This is a genomic window from Patulibacter defluvii (assembly GCF_034096925.1).
GTDB classification, from domain to species: domain Bacteria; phylum Actinomycetota; class Thermoleophilia; order Solirubrobacterales; family Solirubrobacteraceae; genus Patulibacter; species Patulibacter defluvii.
This window is the reverse complement of record NZ_JAWZSQ010000005.1, coordinates 63,770-86,168: the sequence shown is the minus strand read 5'-3', so window position 1 is coordinate 86,168 and position 22,399 is coordinate 63,770. Positions and strand designations below refer to the sequence as shown.

Below are 22,399 nucleotides of genomic sequence, written 5' to 3'. Positions count from 1 at the left end.
CAGATCCGCGAACCCCTCATGGGCTCTCCTTCCGCTCTCTCCCCCTGCACCCGTGTGCAGCGTGGTGAAACGTTATACCAACGGCCCATCTACAATCAAATCCGATGCGGTCGCGGCCGACGATCAAGGACGTCGCCGCCGCCGCGGGGGTCTCGGTGGCCACCGCCTCGATGGCGATGCGCGACACCGGCCGGCTCTCCGACGCCACCCGCGAGCGGGTCAAGCGGGCGGCCGCGGAGCTCGGCTACCAGGCCAACGCCCACGCCCGCTCGCTGCGCGGCGGTCGCTCGCGGGTGCTGGCCCTGACGATGCCGGGGATCCGGCCGATGCCGACCGTCGTCGGGGCGGTCGAGTACTACGTGCAGCTGGTCGGGGCGGCGGTCGCGACGGCGCTCGAGCACGACCACGCGCTGGTCGTCGTGCCCGCCGAGCCCTCGGCCGTCGAGCGGCTGCCGGTCGACGGCGTGATCGTCGTCGACCCGGTCAGCCACGACCCGCTGATCGACCAGCTGGCGGCGCGCGCGGTCCCGATCGTCACCGTCGGCCGGCCGCTGGGCCACCACGCCGGCAGCTTCCCGGTGGTCGACAACGACTTCGTGGCCGGGGCGATCGAGGTGCTCGACCACCTGGCCGCGACCGGTGCTGCGCGGCCGGCGCTGATCGCCTGCGACCCGCCCGACTCGTTCCAGGGCGACTCGATCGAGGGCTACCGCCGCTGGTGCGCGGACCACGGCACCGAGCCGCTGATCGAGATGGCCGCCTCGGAGTCGCAGGAGGACGCCGACGCCGCGGCCGAGGCGCTGCTGGCCTCCGGCGCCGCGCCCGACGCGGTCTACGGGACGGTCGACCAGCTGGCCGAGGCGGTCCTCCGCGCCGCGCCCCGCCACGGGCTGTCCGTGCCGGGCGACCTGCGGGTGGCGACCTGCTCCGACAGCGAGCTGGCCCGCCGCTCGTCGCCGCCGCTGACCGTCCTCGACGACCGCGGCCACGAGATCGGGATCGCCGTCGTCGAGCGGCTGCTGGAGGCGATCGAGGACCGCGGCGCCAGCGGCCGGACGACGATCCCGACCGACCTGATCGTGCGCGGCTCGACGGTCGCCGCGGGCTAGACGCGATCGCGCCGCCGGCCGCGGCGGGCGGGGACCAGGTGGTCGTGCTCGCCGGCCACCGGCAGCCGCGTCTCCCAGTCGTCGGCGGCGGCCAGGCGGGCGATCCGCAGCCGCAGCGGCGCGCCCTCGCCCCAGGCCACCGGCTGGTCGGTCGCGTCGCCGGCGTGGACGTCGGCGGGGACGGCGGTGTCGACCACGATCCGGCCCTGGTGGTACTCCAGGTCGAGCGCGCGATGGAGGCCGTGGTCGTCGCGGCCCTCGATCCGCCACGGCCGGGCGCCGATCTCCGGCACCACGCCGCGGGCGTGACGCGCCGGGTCGGCCGCCGCCCGCCACGTGACCCGTGCGGTCACCGTCCCGGCCGCGGCCGCCTCGAGCGCGGCGGCGACGTCGGCCGAGACCTCGTGCTCGGCCCGGCCCAGCTCGGTCCAGCCGGGGCTGGCGCGCCCGAGCGGCGCCGCCGGCACGGCGATCAGGCCCGCGCCCTCGATCGCGACCAGCGGCCGCCGCCGCTCGTCGCCGCAGACCAGCAGGTGCTGGCCCGCGGACGTCCGCGCGGTCCACGGCCCGTGGCGCAGCTCCAGCCGCAGCGGCAGCACCTCGGGCGTGCTCCGCAACTCGAGGACGGCAAGGACGTCGCGGGCGCCGTCGCCGATCACCGTGACCAGGTAGGGCACCCACGGATGGCGGGTCAGCGTGCGGTGCCGCTGCGCCAGGACGAGCACCCAGGACAGCAGCACGAGCACCACCGCGACGGGCACCCACGCCGTCTCGGGCCTGGAGTAGTCCCAGATCGCGGCGAAGAGCGCGCACCAGAGGCCTCCCCACCACCCCCAGCGACGTCGCTGCGCGTGCCATCTCCGCGTCGCCGGGTCGTCCCACGCCACCGACCCCGGCGGCGAGATCGCGATGCCGTCGGGCGGGCTCGAAGTCGGGGGCGGGGACGGCACGGGCCGCCCATCCTAGGCCGCGGACCGGTGAGCCAGCCGGCCTCCGACGCGGCGCCTAGGCCGCGTCGGCGAGCGACGCCCGCACCAGCCGCGAGCGCAGCTCGGCGGTCACCCGGCGGCGCTCGGCCAGCTCGTCCGGGCCCTCGTCCTCGTCGGGATCGACCGCCTCGAAGCCGGCGGACTCCCAGCGCTCCAGGTCGTCGCCGCTGTCGATCGCGGCGATCGCCCGGTCGCGCACGTCCGGGTCGAGGGTGTCGTCGTCGAGCTGGACCGCGGCCAGCGCGATCCAGAACGCCGCGGCGATCGCGCGGTCGCCGGCGACCTCCTCGGCGTAGTCGTCGATCAGCCGCGTCGTGGCGCGCTCGGGCGAGTCGCCGCTCGCCAGCGCGTCCTCCCAGTCGCCGCGGACGTCCGCGGCGAGGTCGTCGTCGAAGATGCCGGTTCCCCAGGCGCCCATGGTCGTTCCGACGGTAGGCCCCGGGGCCGGCTGGGATGCGAACGTCGTGTTACCGCCCGCCGGCCGCCCTCAGCCCAGGGCGCCGGCGAGCGCGGCCAGGAACCGCTGGTTCTCCTCCGGCGTGCCGTAGGTGACCCGCAGCGCCCCCGGCCGCCCGAGCGCCCCGCCCGACCGCACCAGCACCTGCTGCTCGCGGAGGGCGGCGATCACGCGCTGCTCGACCTCGCCCGCGTCCTCGCCGTCGGCCCGCGGCAGGTCGAACCAGCAGAAGTTCGCCTCCGAGGCCGCGACCGCGATCCCCAGCGCCTCGAGCCCGCCGGCCACGACCGCGCGCGACTCGCGGGCCTGGCGGATCCGGGCCCCGATCTCGCCCGGGTGGCGCAGCGACTCGGTCGCCGCGGCGGCCGCGGCGACGCTGACCACGAACGGCTGGCGGACGCGGGCGACGGCAGCCACCAGCTCGGCCGACGAGCAGAGCCCGTAGCCGACCCGCAGGCCGGCCAGGCCGTAGATCTTCGAGAAGGTCCGGAGGATGATCAGGTGCGGGTGCTCGTCGAGCAGCGCGATCGAGTCCTCCGGCCGGTACTGCTCGGCGAACTCGACGTAGGCCTCGTCGAGCAGCACCACCACGTCGTCCGGGACCCGCTCCAGGAAGCCGCGGATCGCGTCCAGCCCGACCCCGGTCGAGGTCGGGTTGTTCGGGTTGCAGACGATCACCAGCCGCGTGCGCTCGTTGATCACGTCGGCCATCGCGTCGAGGTCGTGGCGGTGGTCGCCGTCGAGCGGAACCCGCACGGCGGTCGCCCCCGACGCCGCCTCCAGGTGCGGGTAGACCGAGAACGAGGGCCAGGCGTGGACCAGCTCGTCGCCCGGCTCCAGCAGCGCGTCGCCGAGCGCCAGCAGGATGTCGCAGGAGCCGTTGCCGACCGCGATCCGCTCGGCGTCGACCCCGCTGTGCTCGGCCAGTGCCTGGCGCAGCGGCAGGTACGAGGGATCCGGGTAGCGGTTGGTCGCCGCCAGCGCCGCGGCGGCGGCCTCGGCGACCTGCGGCAGCGGTGGATCGGGGCACTCGTTGGAGGCCAGCAGGGCGACCCCGTCCGGCAGGCTGTAGCCCCCCGCCGCCGGGTAGTAGGGGATCTGCTCGGCGTGGCGGTTGAGCTTCAGTCGCACGTCCCGATCGTGCCAGGTCGCCCCGGCCGGCGCCCGCCCGCGGCCCCGTCGCGACCGGCGGCGCGCGGGTTCGACCCCGGTCCGCGGCTACTGGGCGGCGTCGAGGTCGGTCCGCAGCGCCTTGGCCCGGCCCAGGTAGACGTGCTGCGCCCGGTGCTCGTGGTCGGCGTGGTAGTGGGCCAGCACCCGGATGATCTTCGGCAGCGCGCCGGGGACGTCGATCTCGACCGCGCACATCAGCGGCACGTGGGCGAACCCCATCGAGCGGGCCGCCGCCGCCGGGAACGCCGCGTTCAGGTCGGGCGTCGCGGTGAAGAGGCAGCTGACCATCTCGTCCGGCGTCAGCTCGTTGCGCCCGAGCAGCTCGTGCATCAGCTCGGTGGTGCGGGAGAGGATCTCGTCGGCGTCGTTGCGCTCGACGGAGATCGCCCCGCGCAGGGCGTGGAGGCGCATCGGCGGGATGATCGCAAGGCGCGCCGCGGCGAGCGTCCCGGCCGCGGTCGCTACAGCCAGCCGCGGTCCTCGGCCCGCCGCACCGCCTCGGCCCGGGTGCGACCGCCGACCTTGCCGATCGCCGCCGACAGGTGGTTGCGGACGGTGCCCGGCGCCAGGTGCAGCGCGGCGGCGATCTCGGCCACCGTGCCGTGGGCCCGCGCCGCCTGCAGGACCTCGGTCTCGCGCTCGGTCAGCGGGCTGAGGCCGTCGGTCATCGCGTCGACGGCCAGCTCCGGGTCGATCACCCGCTCGCCGCCGCGGACCCGCCGGATCGCGACCGCCAGCCGGTCGGCCGGCGCGTCCTTCAGCAGGAACCCGCGGGCCCCGGCCTCGAGCGCCCGCCGCGCGTAGCCGGGGCGGGCGAAGGTCGTCAGCACCAGCGCCTGGACCTGGGGCGCGACCGCCGGCAGCTCGGCGACCAGCTCGATCCCGCTGATCCCCGGCAGCTGGACGTCGACCAGCGCGACGTCGGGCGGGGCCGCGGCCAGCGGTCCCCGCAGCAGCTCCAGCGCCTCCTCGGCCGAGCCCGCCTCGCCGGCGATCTCCAGGTCGGGGTGCAGCGCCAGCAGCGCGGCGAGCGCCCCGCGGACCATCGCCTGGTCCTCGACGAGCAGGACCCGGATCACGCGCAGGGGTCCGTTCGGCCTGCGGTCGGGCGGATCCGGCGGACGGCGCTCGGCAGCCGCCCGGCGAGGTCGCGGGTCGCGGTCCCGCTCGCGGCCGGCGCGGCGTCCGCCTCGCCGCCGGCGGGCGGGTCGGCGCGCGCGTCGGGCAGCAGCGGCACCCGCACCAGCAGCCGGAAGCCGCCGGTCGCCGCGACGCCGGTGGTGACCGCCCCGTCGAGCGCCGCGATCCGCTCGCGAAGCCCGGCCAGGCCGCTGCCCGGCTCGCCCTCGGCGCCCGGTCCGCGACCGTCGTCGACCACCTCCAGCGCCGCCTCTCGGTCGCCGACCGCCACCCGCAGCTGGACCCGGCGGGCGGCGGCGTGGCGGAGCACGTTGCTGACGCCCTCGCGGACCGCCCAGCCGAGCGCCGCCTCGACCTCGCGCGGCAGGCCCTCCAGGTCGCCGACGTCGGCGACCACGGCGACACCGCTGGCACGGGCGATCCGGGTGGCGGCGTCGACCTCCTCGATCAGCCGCGGGGCGCGGTAGCCGGCGACGGTCTCGCGGACCTCGGCCAGCGCCCGGCGGGCGGTCTGCTCGACCTCGGCGATCTCCTGGGTGGCGCGGTCGGGATCGGCGCGGACCAGCTGCCGGGCCAGCTCGCTCTTGACCGTGATCGCCAGCAGCGTGTGGCCGAGCAGGTCGTGCATGTCGCGGCCGATCCGCAGCCGCTCGTCGGCGACCGCGCCGCGGGCCAGGGCCAGCCGTTGCGAGCGGGCCTCGTGGACCAGCAGCGACTGGCGACGGCCGAGCACCGTGCCGACCCCGGAGCCGACGACCCCGAGCGCGGCCCCGAAGCCGTTGCCGAAGTCGCCGGCGTACTGGGCGAAGGTCAGGCCGGTGCAGGCGACGACCACGCCGAGCGCGATCCGCAGCGGCAGCCGGGTGCCGGCCGCCATCGCGATCCCCATCGGCACGATCAGCGCCTCGTCCTCGATCGTCGCCAGCAGCCCGCCGGAGATCAGCAGCAGCGTGACCGCCCACGGCTGCGGCCAGCGCGGCTCGCCGCCGGGGGTCACGAAGCCCGACCAGAGCAGCCAGAGGACGCTGCCGAGGACGGCCAGGTTGAGCCCGACCCGCACGATCGCGGCGGCGGTCGAGAGGTCGCCGAAGCCGTCGGCCGCCTGCGGGATCCCGATCAGCAGCAGGACCAGCGCCACCCAGCTCATCAGCATCCGCCGCCGCCGCGGGTAGGCGCGCGCCTCCTCCGCCTCCAGCCGCGCCAGCTCGTCGAGCGGCGGCGCGAGCGCCGCCGGGCCGGCGGTCACCGGCTCGTCCTCGGCGGGCGTCGCGCTGCGCGTCCAGGGCCTCCGCATCGCCCTCGATGCTCCGCCCTCGCCGCCATGGCCGCAAGTGCCGGTCGTCCGCTCGCGGGGGTGACGGATGTCATGGGTGCCGCGCCGCGTCCCGCAGCGCCGCCACTTCGCGGGCCTCGAGCGCCCGCCACTCGCCCTCGCGCAGCCGGCCCAGCTCGAGCGGACCCAGCCGCACCCGGGTCAGGGCCGTGACCGGGTGGCCGACGGCGCGGCACATCCGCCGCACCTGCCGCTTGCGGCCCTCGCGCAGCGTCAGCCGCAGTTCGCCGGGGGCCGGCTGCTCGACCTCGGCCGGCAGCGTCGGGCCGTCGTCCAGCTCGACGCCCTCGCGCAGCCGCCGCAGCGCCGCCTCGCCGACCCGGCCGCCGCGGACCTGGGCGACGTAGGTCTTCGGCACCTCGTAGCGGGGGTGGGTGAGCAGGTCGGCCAGGGCGCCGTCGTCGGTCAGCAGGATCAGGCCGGTGGTCTCCGCGTCGAGCCGGCCGACCGGGTAGAGCCGCCGCTCGCCGGCCGGCACCAGGCCCACGACCGTCGGCCGGCCGTGGGTGTCGCTGGCCGTCGAGACCACGCCGGCCGGCTTGTGGACGGCGAAGACGACCGTCTGGCGGACCGGCGCCACCGGCCGTCCGTCGACCCGCACGTCGGCCGGCGGGACCGCCTCGGGGTCGACGTCGCGGGCCGGGTCGGTGACGACCGCGCCGTCGACCGTCACCCGGCCGGCGCGGACGATCTCCTCGGCCGCCCGCCGCGACGCGACGCCGGCGTGGGCCAGGTACTTCTGCAGCCGCACGGCCGTGCCTCAGCCGCCGGCCGGCCGGTCCGCCGCCCACACGACCGCCGCCGGCATCCCCTCCAGCAGCGGGTCCTCGCCGCCGTGGGCCGGCTCGTGGAGCGCCACCGGCACCAGGCCGGCGGCGACGAACCGGGCCACGTAGTCGCCGAGCGCGTGCGGCCACTCCGGCACCTGGACCCGGATCCCGTCGGCGGTGGTCGTCCAGGCGCGGGCGTGGAGGACGGCCGTCGCCAGCGGGTGCGGGTTCGAGATCACCAGCCGCCCGCCCGGCGCGACCAGCCGTGCCAGCTCGCCGATCGCCTCCAGGTTCGGCAGGTGCGAGAGCGTCAGCCCGCAGACCACGACGTCGGCGGCACCGTCGGGGAAGGGCAGCTCGCGGACGTCGGCCTCGACCCACCGCAGCTGCGGCGCGCGGCCGCGGGCGACGTCGAGCATCGCCCGCGAGGCGTCGACCCCGGTCACCCGGTGGCCCTGCTCGGCCAGCCAGGTGGCGTGGCGGCCGGTGCCGGTGCCGACGTCGATCGCGACCCCCGCCGGGCGGCCGGCGAGCAGTTCGCGGACGACCGGCTCCTCGGCCTGGATCGTCGGGTTGCGCCGCTGGTCGTAGCTGGTCGCCCAGGCCGCGTAGCCCTCCTGGACCCCGACCTCGGGCAGCCGCCGCGACGCCGCCTCCTGGGGGTCGCCGAGCAGCTCGGCGATCACGGTCCGGTGGCGGTGGACGCCGAGCGCGTCGCCGCGGACGCCGGCCCGCAGCAGCGCCAGGCCGTGGAGGCCGATCTGGTGGTCGTGCTCGTCCATCTCGGTCGGAGGATGCCACGCCGCTGATCGACGTCATCACGAGAACCACTTGGACGCCGGCGCCCGCGACCCGCAGCCTGGGGCGATGACCACCACCCATCCCCTGCCGGCCGTCACCGACGACCGCTTCGCCGCCGACGTGCTGGAGGCCGACCAGCCGGTCCTGGTCGAGTTCTGGGCCGCCTGGTGCCCGCCCTGCCGGCGGCTGCGCCCGCTGCTGGAGCGGCTCGACGACGAGCGCGACGACCTGCGGGTCATGACCCTCGACATCGACGAGCACCAGCGGACGGCGGCCGCCTACGGGATCCTCTCCGCGCCGACGATGATCCTCTTCCGCGACGGCGCGCCGGTCCGGACGCTGGTCGGCTTCCGCCCCTACGCCCGCCTGCTCGCCGACCTCGAGCTCGACGGCTGACCCGGCCCGCTCCGGCCCGCTGTGACGTTCCGGACGATCGGCGACCGGAACGTCACGGCCGGCGACGCCCGACCCGCCGCCCGCGCCCGCTCAGGCCGCCAGCGCGGCGGTCAGCGCCTCGTGCAGCAGCTCGACGGCCGGCGGACGGTCGCCGGCGGCGGCCAGCAGCGCCAGCCGGTGGACGCCGGCCGCCGTCGCCGGGCGGACCGCCGCCGTGCCCTCCCCCGCCCACGAGCGCGGCGCCAGCGCCACCCCCAGCCCGGCCGCCACCAGGTGCCGGACCGTGCCCGGATCGCCGACGGCGAAGCGCGGGATCGGCCCGAAGCCGGCCGCCGCGCAGGCGGCCATCGCCTGCTCGCGCAGCGCGCTGCCCGCGGGCGCCAGCACGAACGGCCGCTCGCGCAGCTCCCACAGCGCCAGCTCGCCGGCCGCGGCCAGCGGGTCGCCGGCGGCCACCAGTACCCGCAGCGGCTCGTCGACCAGCGTCGTCGCCTCCAGCCCCGGGCCGGCGGCGGCCTCCGGCGTGGTCGCCACCACCGCCAGGTCGACGGTCCCGTGGCGCAGCAGCTCGGCCGCCTCTCCGGCGCCGGCGTGGCGCAGCGCCAGGCCGATCCCGGGGTGGTCGCCGCCGAACGCGGCCAGCGCCGCCGGCAGCCCCGCCGCCTCGCCGGCCGGCGCCGCCACCCGCACCACCCCGCGCAGGGCCCCGGCGTGGGCGTCCATCGCCGCCTGGGTACCGGCGACGTCGGCCAGGATCCGCTCGGCGCGGGCCAGCAGCTCGTCGCCGGCGGCGGTCGGCTCGACGCCCTTCGGGGTCCGGTGCAGCAGGGTCACGCCCAGCTCGGCCTCCAGCCGCCGGATCTGCTGCGAGAGCGCCGGCTGGGTGACGTGCAGCGCCTCCGCCGCGCGGGTCACGTGGCGGTGGCGCGCGACGGCCACGAAGTACTGCAGCTGACGCAGCTCCATCGCCACATCGTGACGGGCGGCCGCGCCTGCGATCATCGACCCGTGGACCTCGACCTGTTGCGCAGCACGCTGGAGCAGCTGGAGCAGCCGCGCTTCCGGTTCGACCAGATCTGGAAGTGGACCGCCGGCGGCGTCTCCGGCTACCACGAGATGACCAACCTGCCGGCCGCCCTCCGCGAGCAGCTGGCCGAGCGGGTGCCGTTCTCGACCCTCCACCAGGTGCGCAGCGCGAAGGCCTCCGACGGGACCGAGAAGCTGCTGCTGACCACCCACGACGGGCGGCCGATCGAGACCGTCCTGATGCGCTATAAGGACGGCCGTCGCTCGATCTGCGTCAGCTCGCAGTCGGGCTGCCCGCTGACCTGCACCTTCTGCGCCACCGGCCAGATGAAGTTCGGCCGCAACCTGACCGCCTGGGAGATCCTCGACCAGGCGCTGGCCCTGCGGCGGCTCGACGCGCTCAACCACTGCGTCTTCATGGGCATGGGCGAGCCGATGATGAACCTCGACGCCGTGCTCGAGGTCTGCCGGCGGCTGCCCGACCTGGGGATCACCAACCGCCGCACGGGGATCTCGACCGTCGGCTGGGTGCCGGGGATCGACCGGCTGACCGAGAGCGACGTGCCGGTGCGGCTGGCGTGGTCGCTGCACGCGCCCGAGGACGACCTCCGCAGCGAGGTGATGCCGGTCAACGACCGCTACTCGCTGGCCGACGTCAAGGCCGCCTGCGACCGCTTCTACGAGCGCCGCCGCAAGATGATCTTCGTCGAGTACGTGATGCTCGCCGGGGTCAACGACTCGATCGCCCAGGCCCGCCAGCTGGCCGACCTGCTGGAGCCGTGGAAGTACAAGATCAACCTGATCCCGTACAACCCGACCGACTCGATCTACGACGGCTCCTCGCGGGGGGCGATGGACGCCTTCCGCGACGCGCTCGAGGAGCGCGGCTACAACGCCACGATCCGCCTGATCCGCGGCCGCGACATCGACGCCGCCTGCGGCCAGCTGGCCGCCAAGGCCGCGGCCTGACCAACGCCGCCGATGGAGGTCCGCACCGGCCGGCCCGAGGACTCGACCCCCGTGCGGCTGCGGGCGGTGATCCTGGCCGAGCGCGAGGGCCGGCCGTTCCTCGTCGCCCACGACGGCGACGGCGCCCAGCGGCTCTACCTGCTGGAGCCCGGCGACGAGCGGCTGTGGATCGGCCGCGCCGCCAGCTGCGACGTGGTCCTCGACGGCGACGGGCGGCTCTCGCGCCAGCACGCCGAGCTGGTCGCGACCGGCGACGCCTGGGCGGTGCTCGACGACGGGCTCTCCCGCAACGGCACCTGGATCGACGGCCAGCGGGTGGTCGGCCGCCGGCGGCTGGAGGACGGCGACGTGCTGCGGCTCGGCTCCTCGACGGTCGTCTTCCGCGCGCCCGGCGGACGGGCCGACGCCGAGCGGACGGTGACCGCGCTCGACGCTGCCGCCGGACCGGAGGTGACGCCCGCCCAGCGGCGGGTGCTGGTGGCGCTGGTGCGGCCGCTGCTCGACGGCGACCGCGACGCGCTGCCGGCGGGCAACGGCGAGATCGCGGCCGAGCTGGTGGTCAGCGCCGAGGCGGTCCGCTCGCACCTGAAGGCGCTCTACGCCGCCTTCGGGCTCGAGGACGTGCCGCAGGCGGCCAAGCGGCTGCGGCTGGCGCGGGCGGCGCTGCAGGCCGCGGTCGTCACCCCCTCGGACCGTTGATCGGCGGGCCGGCGCGTTGCCGGCGGGCGTCGCGGCGGCGGGCGTCGCGGACCCGGCCGGTCTCGTCGCCGTCCTGGTCGGCCAGGCTCCAGGCGGCCAGGCCGGGACCGGCGTCGAGCAGCCGCGCGCGCTTCAGCGAGCGAGCGCCGTAGCGGTCGCGGACCGCGTCGACGGCGCCGTCGAGCGCGGCGGCGGCCGGGTCCTCGTCGAACGGCAGCTCCAGCTGGCGGGGCGCGACCGGCACCAGGTTGGTGACCGCGATCCCGACCAGCGTCAGGTCGCGCTGGTCGGTCAGCTCGCGGGCGGCGGCGAGGAGCCCGCGAAAGGCGGTCAGGACGGCGACGGTGGCCGCCGTCGGCCGCGGCAGCGTGACGGCCCGCGAGAGCCGCGAGTAGTCCTCGAACCGCAGCCGCAGGACGACGGTGCGCCCCTCGCGGCCGGCGCCGCGCATCCGGCGGGTGACCCGCTCGGCGAGGGCGATCGCGTGCGCGTCGAGCCGCTCGGGCGAGCCGGCGGGGATCCGGACCGCGCTCTGGGTGCCGAACGAGCGCCGCCCGCGACGCGGCTGCAGCGGCCGGCCCTCGCGGTTGTGGGCGACGGCGTGGAGGCTGCGGGCGGCCGCCTTGCCGACGATCGTCGCCAGCGCCGGCGGCGGGATGGTGGCGAGCTGGGCGACGGTGGCGATCCCGCAGGCCCGCAGCTTGGCCGCGGTCGCCGGTCCGCAGCCCCAGATCCGCTCGACCGGCAGCGGGTGCAGGAACTCCAGCTCGCGACCGGGCGGGATGACCAGCACGCCGTCCGGCTTGGCCGCGCCGCTGGCCAGCTTCGCGACCTGGGTGGTGGTGCCGCCGCCGACGCTGATCGGCAGCCCGACCTGCTCGCGGACCGTCCGCCGCAGCCGCTGGGCGATCACCGGCGGAGGACCGCAGATCCGCTCCAGGCCAGTGACGTCGAGGAACGCCTCGTCGACCGACAGCTGCTCGACGTCGGGAGCGATCTCGTCGAGCACGGCCAGCACCCGCCGGCTGGCCTCCAGGTAGGCGTCGAACCGCGACGGCACCACCACCAGCCCCGGACAGCGGCGGCGGGCCCGCTCGACCCCCATCCCCGCGCGCACCCCGCGCCGCCGGGCCTCGTAGCTGGCGGCCATCACCACCCCCGGCCCGACCGCGACCGGCCGACCGCGGAGAGCCGGATCGTCCCGCTGCTCGACCGACGCGAAGAACGCATCGAGATCGGCGTGCAGGATCGACCGGGTCGCCACGAACGTATGTTCGCCTCCGTGGCGGCGGAACGGGCCGGCCGCCGGGCCGCGCCGGCCGTTCGCGGCCACCGGGCGGCGGCCGGCCGGCGGCGGGGCGGCCCGTGGAGCCGGCGGCCGGCGGAGGCCGGCCGGCGAAGCCGGCGGGCGGGCGGCGAGCGAGCCAGCCGATCGCGTTCTCGCGCCGCCCCGGCCGCCGAGATCGCGATTCGTCGTCGTCGGGACGGCCGATCGCCATCTCGCACTCGGCGCCGTCAGCGAGACCGCGGTTTGCCGCGGGCCTGCCCCGCCGCGGCCGGACGCGCGCGCCGCCGTGGGCGACGGGCCGCGGCGCCGGCCGGCCGATCGCGTTCTCGCGCCGCCCCGGCCGCCGAGATCGCGATTCGCCGCCGCCGGGACGGCGGAACGCCGCCTCGCGCCGCGGCCGTCGGCGAGACCGCGGTTCGCCGTAGGCCCCTGCCCCCCGCCCCGCCGGCCCGCTGCCGCCGCCGGCTGGCCGGTCGATCGGTCAGCCGCGCGGCCGGCCAACCAATCGCGTTCTCGCGCCGCCCGGCCGCCGAGATCGCGATTCGCCGCCGCCGGGACGGCGGAACGCCGTCTCGCGCCTGGGAGGGTGGTGAGACCGCGGTTCGCCCTCGCGTCCTCGCGCCACGACCTCCGCGTCGGCCCCGCCCGGCCGGCTCCGCCTCGCCCGGCCCCGCCCCGCCGGCCCCGCCCGCCCCCCCAGACCCCGATCCGCCCCAGGACCGCCACGGGCGTGCTCTAGGGTCGACCGCATGGCGCAGCGACTGACCGGAACGGCGGCCCTGGTGACCGGGGCCAGCTCGGGGATCGGGGAGGCGGCGGCGGTGGCGCTCGCCGCCGAGGGGGCGGCGGTGGCGCTGGTCGCCCGTCGCCGCGACCGGCTCGACGCGCTGGCCGCCCGGATCGAGGCCGGCGGCGGGCGGGCGCTGGCGATCGAGGCCGACGTCACCGATCGCGCGCAGGCGACCGAGGCCGTCGCGACCGCCGCCGCCGAGCTGGGCCGGATCGACACGGTCCTCAACAACGCCGGCGTGATGCTGCTGGGACCGGTGGTCGACGCCGACCTCGGCGAGTGGGAGCGGATGCTGGCGCTCAACGTCCAGGGGCTGATGTACGTCGCCCACGCCGCCCTCCCCCACCTGCTGGCCGCCGCCGAGGACGGCCCGCGCCAGGTCGCCGACCTGCTCAACGTCAGCTCGGTCGCCGGCCGCGTGGCCCGCAGCGGCAGCGCCGTCTACAACGCCACCAAGCACGCGGTCGGGGCCTTCAGCGAGGGCCTGCGGCAGGAGGTCACCCAGCGCCACGTGCGGGTCTCGCTGATCGAGCCGGGCGCGGTCGACACCGAGCTGCCCGACCACAACCGGCCCGAGATCCTCGCCCACCTGCGGCAGCGGTTCGCCGACGTCGAGCGGCTGCGGGCGGAGGACATCGCCGACGCGGTCGCCTACGTCGTCACCCGCCCCCGCCACGTGGCGATCAACGAGCTGCTGGTGCGCCCGACCCAGCAGCAGGCCTAGGCCCCTAGCCGCTCGCCCGCAGGTAGGCGAGCACCGCCAGCACCCGCCGGTGGTCGCCGTGGCCGACCGGCAGGTCGAGCTTGGCGAAGAGGTTCGAGACGTGCTTCTCGACCGCCTTCGGGGTCACCACCAGCGCCTCGGCGATCGCGGCGTTGGTACGGCCCTCGGCCATCAGCGCCAGCACCTCGCGCTCGCGCGGGGTCAGGCCGTCGAGCGCCGGGGCACCGCCGGCGTCGCGGCCGCGGACCAGCTCGGCCACCACCTCGCGGTCGAGCGCGGTGCCGCCGGCCGCCACCCGCCGGACCGCGTCGAGGAAGCCGCGGACGTCGCCGACCCGCTCCTTCAGCAGGTACCCGACCCCGCCGGCGCCGGCCTCCAGCAGCTCGGCCGTGTAGACCGGCTCGACGTACTGCGAGAGCACCAGCACCGCCAGCCCCGGCTGCCGCTCGCGGGCCGCGATCGCGGCCCGCAGGCCCTCGTCGCTGAAGGTCGGCGGCAGCCGCACGTCGACGATCGCCAGGTCGGGACGGTGGCCGCCGACGATCCGCAGCAGCCCCTCGCCGTCCTCGGCCTGGGCGACGACGTCGAACTCGTGCTCGCGCAGCAGCGCCACGATCCCCTCGCGCAGCAGCGCGTGGTCCTCGGCGATCACCACCCGCAGCGGGCCCGCCTCGCGCTCAGGTGCCATCGGGCAGCTCCGCGCGCACGATCGTCCCGCCGTGGGACGGTTGCTCGACGGTCAGGGTCCCGTCCAGCGCCTCGACCCGGTGGCGGAGGCCGGTCAGCCCGGTCCCGTGCGGATCGGCGCCGCCGCGGCCGTCGTCGGCGACCTCGATCGTCAGCCGCCCGCCGGCCTGGGCCAGCCGCACCCGCGCGACCGCCTCACCGGCGTGCTTGGCCGCGTTGGTCAGGGCCTCGGAGACGACGAAGTAGGCGGCCGACTCGACCACCGGCAGCGGCCGCTGCGGGACCGCCCCGTCGACCGCGACCGGGATCGCGCTGCGGCGGGCGAGCGCCTCGACCGCCGCCACCAGGCCGCGGTCGGCCAGCACCGGCGGGGCGATCCCGCGGGCCAGGTCGCGCAGCTCGGCGATCGCCGCGGTCGCGTCGCGCTGGGCGCCGAGCACCAGCGTGCGGGTCGCGTCGTCGCCGGACGCCTCCAGCCGCTGCTCGGCCCGGCCCAGCTGCATGCTGAGCGCCACCAGCCGCGCCTGGGCGCCGTCGTGGAGGTCGCGCTCGATCCGCCGCAGCTCGGCGGCCTGGACGTCGAGCGCGCCGCTGCGGGTGCGGGTCAGCACGTCGACCCGCTCGGCCAGCTCGCGGGCCCGTGCCCACCGCAGCTCGCCGCGGTTGGCGATCAGCGCGACGACGGCGAAGACGGTGCCGATCGTCAGCAGCGGCCAGATCGGCCAGAAGTAGCCGCCCCCGCCCATCGCCCACAGCAGCACCTGTCCGCCGAGCAGGGCCGCGACCGCCGCGCCGGCGATCCGCAGCCGGTGCTCGGTCGGCGTGCGGTCTCCGGGACCGGCGTCGGCGGCCCGCACCAGCGCGTGGACGACGACCGTCACCGCGAGCCCGAACCAGGCCCACATCGGCCAGAAGTAGCCGGCCGAGGTCAGGCCCCAGATCAGGGTCACGACCAGGCCGGCGACGGCGGCCAGCGCGCCGTGCAGCGCGAGCGCCGCGTCGGCCGCGACCGGCTCGGCCACCGACGGCCCGGCGGCCGGCGCGTCGGCGCCGGCCGCGTCCCGCTCCCGGGCGGACGGCCCGGGAGCGGCGAGGGGGTGCGGGTGCTCAGCGGGCATGCTGCTCCACGATCGGCTGCGGGGCGCCGACGGTCCGCCGATCCTCCCAGGTGCGCTCGTCGCTCGCCCGCCGCCGGCGACGGGCCCGCGCGGGCGGGAAGCCCTTCTCGCCGAGCAGCGCGACCGCCGCCGGCAGGGCGATCGCCCGCACGATCGTCGCGTCGAGCAGGATCGCCGAGGCCAGGCCGACGCCCATCTGCTTCATCTCCAGCAGCCGCAGGGTGGCGAAGATCGCGAACACCGCGACCATCACCACCGCCGCGCTGGTGACCGTGCTGGCCGTCGCGGCCACGCCCTCGGCGGCGGCGTCGCGCGGCGAGCGGCCGTTGGCGCGGGCCTCGCGGATCCGCTCCAGGACCAGGATCGTGTAGTCCATCGAGAGTCCGAAGAGGATCACGAAGGACATCAGCGGCAACCAGGCCGTGATCGTGCCGGTCGAGTGGAAGTTGAGGAGATCCTCCGCCCAGCTGTTCTGGAAGACCGCCGTGATCACGCCATAGGTGGCGGCGATCGAGAGCAGGTTGAGCCCGATCACCGCGGCCGCCAGCCGCGCCGAGCGGAAGCTCGCCAGCAGCAGCAGGAAGGCCAGGCCGAGCACGAACGCCAGCACCAGCGGCATCGACTCCGAGACCCGCTCGGAGAAGTCGAGCGATCCGGCGCCGTCGCCGGTGATCTTGGCGCTCGTCCCGGGGCCGATCGCGGCGGCGGTCGGGGCGACGTCGCGGCGCAGCTGCTTGACCACGCCCTTGGTGGTGTCGTTGTCGACGTCCGGCATCGGCACCGAGACGACCGCCGTGCGGGCGTCCTCGGCGATCCGGACCTCGATCGGGCCGCGGCCCTCGGTGACGCGGATCGCCCGCTCGCCGAGCTGGTGGAGCGCGGCCGTCTGCCGGGCGCCGTCGAGGCCGTGGCCGCTGACGACGATGTCGGAGCTGCCGGGCGCGCCGGGGAACGAGCGCTCGATCTGCTTCTGGGCCTCGACCGCGGGGATCCCGGGCGGCAGCGAGTTCACGCCCTGCTCGGCCGTGTGCATGTTCAGCGCCGGCACCGCCAGCGCGCCGAGCAGGCAGACGGCGACCGTCAGCGAGACGGCCGGCCGGCGGGTGACGGTGCGCGCGATCGCGCCCCAGACCCGGTGCTCGCGGGCCGCCGCGGCCTGGACGCCGCCACGGCCGTTGGCCACCATCCGCGGCCGCCGACGGCGGCCGATCAGCGGGATCCGGCCCTTGTCGATCCGGTCGCCGAGCAGGCCGAGGATCGCGGGCAGCACGGTCAGCGAGCCGAGCAGCGCGATCGCGACCACCAGGATCGTGCCGAGCGCCATCGAGGTGAAGTCGGGGACGCCGGTGATCAGGAGCCCGGCCAGCGCCACCATCACGGTCACGCCGGAGACGAGGATCGCGCGGCCGGCGGTCGCGGCGGCGGCGTCGAGCGCGGCCTCCGGACCCTTGCCGCGGCGCCGTTCCTCGCGCTCGCGGCGGATGTAGAAGAGCGAGTAGTCGACGCCGACGGCGAGCCCGATCAGGACCAGCAGCGAGGCGGTCGAGTCACCGCTGGGCGCGATCTGCGAGACCACGCCGGAGGCGCCCATCGCGCCGATCACCGAGGTGATCCCCAGCAGCAGCGGGACCGACGCGGCGACCAGGGCGCCGAACGCCAGCACCAGGATGATCAGCGTCACCGGAACCGAGAACAGCTCGGCCCTCTGGAGGTCGTCGCCGACCATCGTGTCGATCGCGTCGTTGACGCTGCCCGAGCCGGTCTGGGCGATCGTCACGCCTGGGTGCTCGGCCCGGACCGCGCCCACCGCCTTGGTGACCGGCTTCGAGTGCTCGCCGGCGTCCTCGGGATCGCCGCGCAGCTCGGCGCGGAGCAGGACCGCGCGGCCGCCGTCGCGGCTCATGCCGGCGGCGTCCCCGCCGGAGCGGCCGACCGGGCTCAGGACCGAGGCCACCTCGGGCAGCTTCGCGACCCGGGCCTCGACGGCGCGGGCGGTGGCGGCGGTGGTGGCGGCGTCGCCCGAGCGGACCAGGATCGTCTCGCTCGCGCGGCCCTCGAGGCCGGCGTCGGCGATCCGCTCGTCGGCGACCTTCGACTCGCCGACGCCCGACTTCGAGCTGTCGATCGTCTTGGTGCCGGTCATCCCGCCGGCGACGGTCAGGCCGACGACCAGCAGGATCCAGAGCAGGATCGTGAACTTGGGGCGCTTGGCCGCGGCGCGCGAGGTGCGGCGGACGACCCGGGCCAGCAGGCCGTGGGTCTCGGTCCGGGGCGGTCGGGACGGCCCGCCCGGTGGGGACGTGATGCGGGTGGAGGACATGCTCGCCAGCCTGCCGCCGGGCCGCCGCCGCGTCGCTGGGGCAGAACACCGTCCCGACCCGGGTCGGCCCCCGGATCGACGGTGGGGTTTCCCCCACCCTCGCGCCCGGGCCGCCGGCGACCGCCGCGGACCGCCGGCCGCTGCGATAGCGTCGGCGACGGCCGGCCGGCCTGCGGCGTCCCCGCGACGCCGCGGCGGGCCATCGGCACCGCCATCGTGACCGCGCGGTGCCGCTCGTCGCCCTGATCCCGCCGCGGTCGCGCCGGTTCACGGCGTGCGCGACGGGGTTCGATCGCCCAACGATCCCCCGCCCCCAGGAGCCCCCGCATGCCCGTTCCCGAGCCGCACGCCGACGACCTGGAGATCCGCCTGCCTCGCGCCCACGCCCGCGCCGCCGGGCTCGACCAGGACGAGGAGTGGTGCGAGCTGGTGACCGCCGACGGCGCCAGCGAACGGCTGCGCTTCCACGACTACGACCGGATCTTCTCCGTCCCCGGGCTCTACGAGCGGCTCTTCTACGAGCAGCTGGAGTGCTGCTCGCCGACGGTCGTCCGCGAGCTGTTGCACGGCCAGCTCGAGCGCGAGGGGACCGATCCGGCGTCGCTGCGGATCCTCGACCTCGGGGCCGGCAACGGGATGGTCGGCGAGGAGCTGCAGCAGCTCGGCGCGGGTGAGATCGTCGCCGTCGATATCCTGCCCGAGGCGCGGATGGCCGCCGAGCGCGACCGTCCGCAGGTCTACGACGAGTACCACGTCTGCGACCTGACCGAGCCCGGCGCCGACGTCGACGACGCGCTGCGGGCGCTCGACCCGACCTGCCTGACGACGGTCGCCGCGCTCGGCTTCGGCGACATCCCGCCGCGGGCCTTCGCCAACGCCTTCGACTACCTGGCCGACGACGCCTGGCTGGCGATGACGATCAAGGACGACTTCGTGACCGACGAGGACCCGTCGGGGTTCAGCCGCCTGATCCGGCGGATGAACGACGAGGGCGTGCTCGAGGTCAGCGCCGAGAGCCGCTACCGCCACCGGCTGGCGGTCAGCGGCGAGCCGCTCCACTACCACGCCTACGTGGCCCGCAAGCGCGACGAGATCGTGCCGCAGTGGCTCGACGAGCTGGACGGCACCGTCGCCGCCGACTGAGGCCGGAGCCGCGCCGGCCGGCCGGACCACCGTGGCCCGGCCGGCGGCGAACCGGGGTCAGCCGCGCCCGTGGGGCGCGTCCCAGTCGATCTCCGGGCCCTTCGGCACCACCCGGGTCGGGTTGATCGACGGGTGCGTCACGTAGTAGTGGCGCTTGATGTGGTCGAGCACGACGGTCTCGGCGATCCCCGGCTGCTGGTACAGGTCGCGGGTGTAGCCGGACAGGTTCGGGTAGTCGTCGATCCGCCGCAGGTTGCACTTGAAGTGGCCGACGTAGACCGGGTCGAACCGCACCAGGGTCACGAACAGCCGCCAGTCGGCCTCGGTGATCCGGTCGCCGGTCAGGTAGCGGCGGGTGGCCAGCCGCTCCTCCAGCCAGTCGAGCGAGTCGAACAGCTCGACGACCGCCTCGTCGTAGGCCTCCTGGGTGGTGGCGAAGCCGGCCCGGTAGACGCCGTTGTTGACCGTCGCGTAGATCCGCTCGTTGAGGGCGTCGATCTGCTCCCGCAGGTCCTCGGGGTAGAGGTCGACCTCGGGGTGCTTCGCGAAGGCGTCGAACTCGGCGTTCAGCATCCGCACGATCTCGGCCGACTCGTTGTTGACGATCCGACCCGTCTCCGTGTCCCACAGCACCGGGACGGTGACGCGGCCGTCGAAGGCCGGATCGGTGGCGCGGTAGCCCTCGGCGAGGAAGCTCCAGCCGTTCAGCGGGTCGACCTCGACCAGCGCGTCGTCGGGGTCGGCGTGGGGCACGCCGGCGCCCCTGAAGGCCCAGCTGCGGTCGTCGCGGATCGGGTCGACGATCGTCACCCCGATCGCCTCCTCCAGGCCCTTCAGCTTGCGGACGACCAGGGTCCGCGAGGCCCACGGGCAGGCGTAGGAGACGTACAGGTGGTAGCGGCCGGCGGCGGCCGGGTAGCCGCTGGAGCCGTCGGCGGTGACCCGCTCGCGGAAGGCGCTCTGCTGGCGCTGGAAGCGGCCGCGGTCGATCTCGCGGGTCCAGCCGCCGGCGGAGGGGGTCTGGGAGGTGTCGCTGCTCATCGTGGCTCCTGGCGCTCGTCGCTGATTGTTGCGGACGCAACGACTAGGCTAGCAGGCCGCGCGGGCGCCGTCGGGCGGGCTGGTCGGCGCGCGCCCGATCGGCGATGCTGGGCGGGCGATGCCCCGTCCGTCCCAGCCGGCCCCGCCCCCGAAGGTCGACGCCGACGCCCGCACCAAGCGGCTGACGCTGCTGGCCTGCATCCTCGGCTCGACGATCGTGATGGTCGACGGGTCGGTGGTCAACGTCGCCCTCCCGCACATCAGCGACGACCTCGGCGGCGGGCTCGCCGGTCAGCAGTGGACCTCGAACGCCTACCTGCTGACGCTCGGCTCGCTGCTGATGGTGGCCGGCTCGCTCGGCGACGTCTTCGGCGAGCGGCGGATCTTCCTGCTCGGCGTGGCCGGGTTCGGGATCACCTCGCTGCTCTGCGCGCTGGCGCCGTCGATCGGCGTGCTGGTGGCGGGCCGGGCGCTGCAGGGCGCGTCGGGGGCGCTGCTGACCCCGGCCGCGCTGGCGGTGATCGTGGCCACCTTCGAGGCCGACGAGCGCAACCGGGCGATCGGCGCCTGGACGGCCTGGGGCGGGATCGGCGCGGCGATCGGGCCGCTGCTCGGCGGCTGGCTGGTCGACCAGGCGTCGTGGCCGTGGGTCTTCCTGATCAACGTCCCGCTGGTGCTGGTGACGCTGGCGATCATCGTGCGGGCGATCCCGGGCTCGGCCGAGCGCAGCGCCCGCCGGCTCGACCTGGTCGGCGCGGCGCTCTGCGCGATCGGCCTCGGCGGGATCACCTTCGGGCTGATCCAGCAGCCGCTGTCGGGCTGGGGCTCGCCGTCGGTGCTCGGGCCGCTGCTGGGCGGCGTCGCCGTCTTCGCGTCGTTCCTGGTCTACGAGGCGCGGACGGCCGAGCCGATGCTGCCGCTGGAGCTGTTCCGGCGCCGCAACTTCGCGGTCGGCAACGTCGAGACGCTGGTGATGTACGCCGGGCTGGCGCTGGTCTTCTTCTACCTGACGATCTACCTCCAGCAGGTCGCCGGCTTCGACGCGCTCGAGGCCGGCTTCTCGTCGCTGCCGGTGACGATCCTGATGCTGTTCCTGGCCAGCCGCTTCGGCGCCCTGGCCGACCGGATCGGGCCGCGCTGGTTCATGGGCGCCGGTCCGGCGGTCTCGGGCGTCGGCCTGCTGCTGCTCCTGCGGCTCGACCGCGACGTCTCGTACCTGGGCGACGTGCTGCCGGCGATGGTCGTCTTCGGGCTCGGGCTCTGCATCGCGGTCGCGCCGCTGACGGCGACGGTGCTGGCCGACGCCGACGCGGCCAACGCCGGGGCCGCCTCGGGCGTCAACAACGCGATCGCGCGGGTCGCGGGCCTGATCGGGATCGCCGCGGTCGGGGTGGTGGTGGCGACCAGCTTCGCGGCCGACGTCGACGCCCGCCTGGCCGGCCGCGACCTCTCCCCCGCCGCCCGTGCCGTCGTCGCCGACGCCCGCGGGACACCGCTCAAGCGCCCGGACGTCCGCGGGCTGCCGGCGGCCGAGTCGCAGGCGATCGACGAGGCCGCGGTCGGCGCCTCGACCCACAGCTTCCGGATCGGGATGGCCGTCGCGGCCGGCCTGCTGCTGCTCGGCGGCGCGCTCGGCGCGGCCGGGATCCGCAACCCGCGGCGGGTCGTCGCCGCCCGCGAGTGCTCCGGCGGCCAGCTCGTCGGCCAGCCCTGCGAGGCCGCCCATCCGGAGCGGGCCGAGGCGATCTAGGGGAGGCTGTCGAAGATGGCGCTGCAACGGATGGACAACGTCGGGATCGTGGTCGAGTCGCTCGACGTCGCGATCGCCTTCTTCGTCGAGCTGGGCCTGGAGCTGGAGGGACGGGCCACGATCGACGGCGACTGGTCGGGGCGGGTGACCGGCCTCCGCGGCCAGCAGGTCGAGATCGCGATGCTGCGGACCCCGGACGGCCACAGCCGGATCGAGCTGTCGCGGTTCGTCGCGCCGCCGGTGGTCGCCGACCACCGCGACGCCCCGGTCAACGCGCTCGGCTACCTGCGGGTGATGTTCGCCGTCGACGACCTCGACGACACGCTCGCGCGGCTGGCGCGGCACGGCGCGGAGGTCGTCGACGAGGTGGTCCGCTACGGCGACGCGCTCCGGCTCTGCTACGTCCGCGGCCCCGAGCGGATCCTGATCGGGCTGGCCGAGCAGCGCGACTGAGCCCGGCGGCCGGCGGCCGGCGGCCGGCTCAGGCCGAGCTCTGCTCCTGCCCGCGGCCAGCCTCGAACCCCGGGCAGGCCTGGACCGGCATCCGCGGGTAGCGGGGGAAGCGGTCGTCGGTCTTCGAGCGGCCGCAGAGCGAGAAGGTCGAGCCGCGGGTGTTGCGGATCAGGCGCTGGTGGAGGCAGCGGTCGCAGAGACCGAAGGGGGACGGCACCGGTCC

23 protein-coding genes are annotated in these 22,399 nt (G+C 76.3%); 8 read left to right on the top strand and 15 right to left on the bottom strand.

The features are described from left to right. The first annotated feature begins 104 nt into the window (after positions 1-104). Positions 105-1,109 carry a LacI family DNA-binding transcriptional regulator gene (locus SH587_RS07195; protein ID WP_320669907.1) on the top strand — a complete coding sequence of 335 codons (1,005 nt, stop codon included), beginning with the start codon at positions 105-107 and terminating at the stop codon, positions 1,107-1,109. Here SH587_RS07195 and SH587_RS07190 read toward each other — a convergent pair. The 8 genes from SH587_RS07190 to SH587_RS07155 all read right to left on the bottom strand — a co-directional run bounded on the left by SH587_RS07190 (position 1,106) and on the right by SH587_RS07155 (position 7,753). Continuing rightward, the gene (locus SH587_RS07190) at positions 1,106-2,059 is read right to left on the bottom strand and encodes a hypothetical protein (RefSeq protein ID WP_320669906.1); all 954 of its coding nucleotides are present in this window, start codon (positions 2,057-2,059) and stop codon (positions 1,106-1,108) included. The genes SH587_RS07195 and SH587_RS07190 overlap by 4 nt on opposite strands. Before the next feature lie 55 nt (positions 2,060-2,114). Further along, entirely contained in the window at positions 2,115-2,516 is a 402-nt protein-coding gene (locus SH587_RS07185; RefSeq protein ID WP_320669905.1) for a DUF4259 domain-containing protein, read from the bottom strand. Between the two features lie 69 nt (positions 2,517-2,585). Beyond that, positions 2,586-3,686 carry a histidinol-phosphate transaminase gene (hisC, locus tag SH587_RS07180; protein WP_320669904.1) on the bottom strand — a complete coding sequence of 367 codons (1,101 nt, stop codon included), beginning with the start codon at positions 3,684-3,686 and terminating at the stop codon, positions 2,586-2,588. Between the two features lie 87 nt (positions 3,687-3,773). After that, complete coding sequence (gene aroH / locus SH587_RS07175; RefSeq protein WP_320669903.1) at positions 3,774-4,139, bottom strand: chorismate mutase; 366 nt, start codon at positions 4,137-4,139, stop codon at positions 3,774-3,776. A 50-nt stretch (positions 4,140-4,189) separates the two neighbouring features. Beyond that, positions 4,190-4,807: a response regulator transcription factor gene (locus SH587_RS07170; protein WP_320669902.1), complete on the bottom strand. Its 618-nt coding sequence runs from the start codon at positions 4,805-4,807 to the stop codon at positions 4,190-4,192. Continuing rightward, positions 4,804-6,162, bottom strand: coding sequence for a histidine kinase (locus SH587_RS07165; protein WP_320669901.1), 1,359 nt, complete (start codon positions 6,160-6,162; stop codon positions 4,804-4,806). The genes SH587_RS07170 and SH587_RS07165 overlap by 4 nt, the downstream gene beginning before the upstream one ends. A gap of 70 nt (positions 6,163-6,232) precedes the next feature. Next, positions 6,233-6,952 carry a pseudouridine synthase gene (locus SH587_RS07160; protein WP_320669900.1) on the bottom strand — a complete coding sequence of 240 codons (720 nt, stop codon included), beginning with the start codon at positions 6,950-6,952 and terminating at the stop codon, positions 6,233-6,235. A gap of 9 nt (positions 6,953-6,961) precedes the next feature. Then, positions 6,962-7,753: a class I SAM-dependent methyltransferase gene (locus tag SH587_RS07155; RefSeq protein ID WP_320669899.1), complete on the bottom strand. Its 792-nt coding sequence runs from the start codon at positions 7,751-7,753 to the stop codon at positions 6,962-6,964. A gap of 85 nt (positions 7,754-7,838) precedes the next feature. Between SH587_RS07155 and SH587_RS07150 the strand changes: the two genes are divergently transcribed. Continuing rightward, positions 7,839-8,168 (top strand): thioredoxin family protein, encoded by a 330-nt coding sequence (locus tag SH587_RS07150; protein WP_320669898.1) that lies wholly within the window; start codon positions 7,839-7,841, stop codon positions 8,166-8,168. A 90-nt stretch (positions 8,169-8,258) separates the two neighbouring features. Here the strand turns inward: SH587_RS07150 and SH587_RS07145 are convergent, their stop codons facing one another. After that, positions 8,259-9,134 carry a LysR family transcriptional regulator gene (locus SH587_RS07145; protein ID WP_320669897.1) on the bottom strand — a complete coding sequence of 292 codons (876 nt, stop codon included), beginning with the start codon at positions 9,132-9,134 and terminating at the stop codon, positions 8,259-8,261. A 42-nt stretch (positions 9,135-9,176) separates the two neighbouring features. Here SH587_RS07145 and rlmN point away from each other — a divergent pair, with 42 nt between their 5' ends. Then, a complete protein-coding gene (gene rlmN / locus SH587_RS07140; RefSeq protein ID WP_320669896.1) occupies positions 9,177-10,163 on the top strand; it encodes a dual-specificity RNA methyltransferase RlmN in 987 nt (328 codons plus the stop codon). 12 nt (positions 10,164-10,175) lie between these two features. Then, entirely contained in the window at positions 10,176-10,862 is a 687-nt protein-coding gene (locus tag SH587_RS07135) for an FHA domain-containing protein (RefSeq protein ID WP_320669895.1), read from the top strand. On the opposite strand, the gene dinB is transcribed toward SH587_RS07135, so the two are convergent. Beyond that, entirely contained in the window at positions 10,843-12,126 is a 1,284-nt protein-coding gene (dinB, locus tag SH587_RS07130; RefSeq protein WP_320669894.1) for a DNA polymerase IV, read from the bottom strand. The two genes, SH587_RS07135 and dinB, sit on opposite strands and share 20 nt — an antisense overlap. Positions 12,127-12,899: 773 nt before the next feature. Between dinB and SH587_RS07125 the strand changes: the two genes are divergently transcribed. After that, entirely contained in the window at positions 12,900-13,664 is a 765-nt protein-coding gene (locus SH587_RS07125; protein WP_320669893.1) for an SDR family NAD(P)-dependent oxidoreductase, read from the top strand. A gap of 4 nt (positions 13,665-13,668) precedes the next feature. On the opposite strand, the gene SH587_RS07120 is transcribed toward SH587_RS07125, so the two are convergent. From SH587_RS07120 to SH587_RS07110, 3 genes are read right to left on the bottom strand one after another with little or no spacing between them, the layout of a single operon-like run. After that, complete coding sequence (locus tag SH587_RS07120) at positions 13,669-14,325, bottom strand: response regulator (RefSeq protein WP_375341740.1); 657 nt, start codon at positions 14,323-14,325, stop codon at positions 13,669-13,671. A gap of 16 nt (positions 14,326-14,341) precedes the next feature. Beyond that, complete coding sequence (locus SH587_RS07115) at positions 14,342-15,469, bottom strand: sensor histidine kinase (protein ID WP_320669891.1); 1,128 nt, start codon at positions 15,467-15,469, stop codon at positions 14,342-14,344. Beyond that, the gene (locus tag SH587_RS07110; protein WP_320669890.1) at positions 15,459-17,789 is read right to left on the bottom strand and encodes an MMPL family transporter; all 2,331 of its coding nucleotides are present in this window, start codon (positions 17,787-17,789) and stop codon (positions 15,459-15,461) included. The genes SH587_RS07115 and SH587_RS07110 overlap by 11 nt, the downstream gene beginning before the upstream one ends. 327 nt (positions 17,790-18,116) lie before the next feature. Between SH587_RS07110 and SH587_RS07105 the strand changes: the two genes are divergently transcribed. Beyond that, a complete protein-coding gene (locus SH587_RS07105; RefSeq protein WP_320669889.1) occupies positions 18,117-18,932 on the top strand; it encodes a class I SAM-dependent DNA methyltransferase in 816 nt (271 codons plus the stop codon). A 57-nt stretch (positions 18,933-18,989) separates the two neighbouring features. Here SH587_RS07105 and SH587_RS07100 read toward each other — a convergent pair whose 3' ends face one another. Continuing rightward, on the bottom strand, positions 18,990-19,973 hold the full coding sequence (locus SH587_RS07100) for a glutathione S-transferase family protein (RefSeq protein WP_320669888.1): 984 nt from the start codon (positions 19,971-19,973) through the stop codon (positions 18,990-18,992). Between the two features lie 118 nt (positions 19,974-20,091). Between SH587_RS07100 and SH587_RS07095 the strand changes: the two genes are divergently transcribed. After that, complete coding sequence (locus SH587_RS07095) at positions 20,092-21,723, top strand: DHA2 family efflux MFS transporter permease subunit (RefSeq protein ID WP_320669887.1); 1,632 nt, start codon at positions 20,092-20,094, stop codon at positions 21,721-21,723. Positions 21,724-21,738: 15 nt separating this feature from the next. Beyond that, positions 21,739-22,176 (top strand): VOC family protein, encoded by a 438-nt coding sequence (locus SH587_RS07090; RefSeq protein ID WP_320669886.1) that lies wholly within the window; start codon positions 21,739-21,741, stop codon positions 22,174-22,176. Positions 22,177-22,204: 28 nt separating this feature from the next. Here SH587_RS07090 and SH587_RS07085 read toward each other — a convergent pair whose 3' ends face one another. Continuing rightward, entirely contained in the window at positions 22,205-22,393 is a 189-nt protein-coding gene (locus SH587_RS07085; protein ID WP_320669885.1) for a hypothetical protein, read from the bottom strand. Positions 22,394-22,399 lie beyond the last annotated feature (6 nt).

Excerpts from the sequence above, each read along its gene's own strand:
- SH587_RS07195 (WP_320669907.1), top strand. The coding sequence starts at position 105 with ATGCGGTCGCGGCCGACGATCAAGGACGTCGCCGCCGCCGCGGGGGTC.
- SH587_RS07185 (WP_320669905.1), bottom strand. The coding sequence starts at position 2,516 with ATGGGCGCCTGGGGAACCGGCATCTTCGACGACGACCTCGCCGCGGAC.
- aroH (WP_320669903.1), bottom strand. The coding sequence starts at position 4,139 with ATGCGCCTCCACGCCCTGCGCGGGGCGATCTCCGTCGAGCGCAACGAC.
- SH587_RS07165 (WP_320669901.1), bottom strand. The coding sequence starts at position 6,162 with ATGCGGAGGCCCTGGACGCGCAGCGCGACGCCCGCCGAGGACGAGCCG.
- SH587_RS07155 (WP_320669899.1), bottom strand. The coding sequence starts at position 7,753 with ATGGACGAGCACGACCACCAGATCGGCCTCCACGGCCTGGCGCTGCTG.
- SH587_RS07150 (WP_320669898.1), top strand. The coding sequence starts at position 7,839 with ATGACCACCACCCATCCCCTGCCGGCCGTCACCGACGACCGCTTCGCC.
- SH587_RS07145 (WP_320669897.1), bottom strand. The coding sequence starts at position 9,134 with ATGGAGCTGCGTCAGCTGCAGTACTTCGTGGCCGTCGCGCGCCACCGC.
- SH587_RS07135 (WP_320669895.1), top strand. The coding sequence starts at position 10,176 with ATGGAGGTCCGCACCGGCCGGCCCGAGGACTCGACCCCCGTGCGGCTG.
- SH587_RS07125 (WP_320669893.1), top strand. The coding sequence starts at position 12,900 with ATGGCGCAGCGACTGACCGGAACGGCGGCCCTGGTGACCGGGGCCAGC.
- SH587_RS07115 (WP_320669891.1), bottom strand. The coding sequence starts at position 15,469 with ATGCCCGCTGAGCACCCGCACCCCCTCGCCGCTCCCGGGCCGTCCGCC.
- SH587_RS07110 (WP_320669890.1), bottom strand. The coding sequence starts at position 17,789 with ATGTCCTCCACCCGCATCACGTCCCCACCGGGCGGGCCGTCCCGACCG.
- SH587_RS07105 (WP_320669889.1), top strand. The coding sequence starts at position 18,117 with ATGCCCGTTCCCGAGCCGCACGCCGACGACCTGGAGATCCGCCTGCCT.
- SH587_RS07100 (WP_320669888.1), bottom strand. The coding sequence starts at position 19,973 with ATGAGCAGCGACACCTCCCAGACCCCCTCCGCCGGCGGCTGGACCCGC.
- SH587_RS07095 (WP_320669887.1), top strand. The coding sequence starts at position 20,092 with ATGCCCCGTCCGTCCCAGCCGGCCCCGCCCCCGAAGGTCGACGCCGAC.
- SH587_RS07090 (WP_320669886.1), top strand. The coding sequence starts at position 21,739 with ATGGCGCTGCAACGGATGGACAACGTCGGGATCGTGGTCGAGTCGCTC.